This window comes from Novosphingobium barchaimii LL02 (assembly GCF_001046635.1).
In the GTDB taxonomy this organism is placed as follows: domain Bacteria; phylum Pseudomonadota; class Alphaproteobacteria; order Sphingomonadales; family Sphingomonadaceae; genus Novosphingobium; species Novosphingobium barchaimii.
Genome location: NZ_KQ130470.1, coordinates 1 through 1,292, shown reverse-complemented (window position 1 = coordinate 1,292; position 1,292 = coordinate 1). Strand labels below are relative to the sequence as shown.

Sequence of the window (1,292 nt, the reverse complement as noted above, 5' to 3'; positions counted from 1 at the left end):
GAACGTCACGCGGCAAGTAGGGAGTTGACGGCGCGCAGCGGTCGCAAGGCGTCCGGATCGGGTTGATCTTCAACATTCCAGCTATAGTCACCGGTCAGCGAGATATGCTCCCAGCCCAATGGCGCGATGTGGCGTGCGATTTCGTCGGCTGTGCCGATGTCCGCCAGCGCCATTTCGAGATAGCGAGTGTTCCACAAGATGATGGCGGCGACGAGCAGGTTGAGGCCGGAGGCGCGATAGGTCTGGTTCTCGAACCGACGATCGCGCAGTTCGCCGAGCTGGTTGAAGAAGAGCGCGCGGGCGAGCGCGTTGCGGGCTTCGCCTTTGTTGAGGCCCGCCTGGGTGCGCCGGCGCAGGTCGATGTCGCGCAGCCAGTCGAGCATGAAAATCGAGCGTTCGAGGCGGCCCAGCTCGCGTAGTGCGAGGGCCAGTCCGTTCTGTCGCGGATAGGCGGACAAGCGGCGCAGCATTGCCGAAGCAGTGACGGTGCCGGTGCGGATCGACGTGGCGAACCGCAGCAGTTCGTCCCAATGCGCCGCGACATGACCCAATGCGATCGGTTCGGCCGTCATGCCGGCAAGCAAGGGGCCGGATTCTTGGCCGGGAAGGAGGTGTAAACGACGCTCCTTGATGTCGCGCAGGCGCGGCGCGAAGCGGTAGCCGAAGAAGGGCATGAGGCCGAACACATGGTCCGATGCCCCGCCTGTATCGGTGTAGTGCTCCTCAATCGTCAGGCCGGTCTGATGATACAGCAAGCCATCCAGCACATAAGGCGCTTCGCCGGCAGTCGCCGCGATCACCCTGCTCGCGAAGGGATCATATCGATCCGAGACATGGGTGTAGAAGGCGACGCCCGGTTCGTTGCCGCTGCGTGCGTTGATGTCGCCGATCGCGGCCCCACGACCGCCAGCGTGAAATTGCTGTCCGTCGCTCGACGAAGTGGTGCCGTCTCCCCACAGCGCGGCGAGTGGCATGGCGCGATGGGCGTCGATCAGCCTTCCCAGCGCTTCGCCATAAGCGGCCTCGCTAATATGCCAGTCGTGAAGATGGGCGAGCTGACGCAGACTTGCGCCCCGGCAGGTTTCCGCCATGCGTGTGAGGCCGAGATTGATGCCATCGGCGAGGATGACCGTGAGCAGCGCATTGCGATCGTCGGCTTCCCGGCCCGAACGACGATGGATGAAGCATTCGCTGAACCCGGTCCAGGCATCGACCTCCAGCAGAAGATCGGTGATCTTCACGCGCGGCAGTCGATCATAGGCGGCGCGACGGGCAATCTCGGTGGCGGGCGG

The 1,292-nt window shown here is 64.1% G+C and carries 1 protein-coding gene; it reads right to left on the bottom strand.

The window, feature by feature from the left end; all coding sequences use genetic code 11:
* Positions 1-5: 5 nt before the first annotated feature.
* Positions 6-1,292, bottom strand: a 1,287-nt coding sequence (locus V474_RS24730; RefSeq protein WP_148649546.1) for a Tn3 family transposase, incomplete at its 5' end; no start/stop codon positions are given.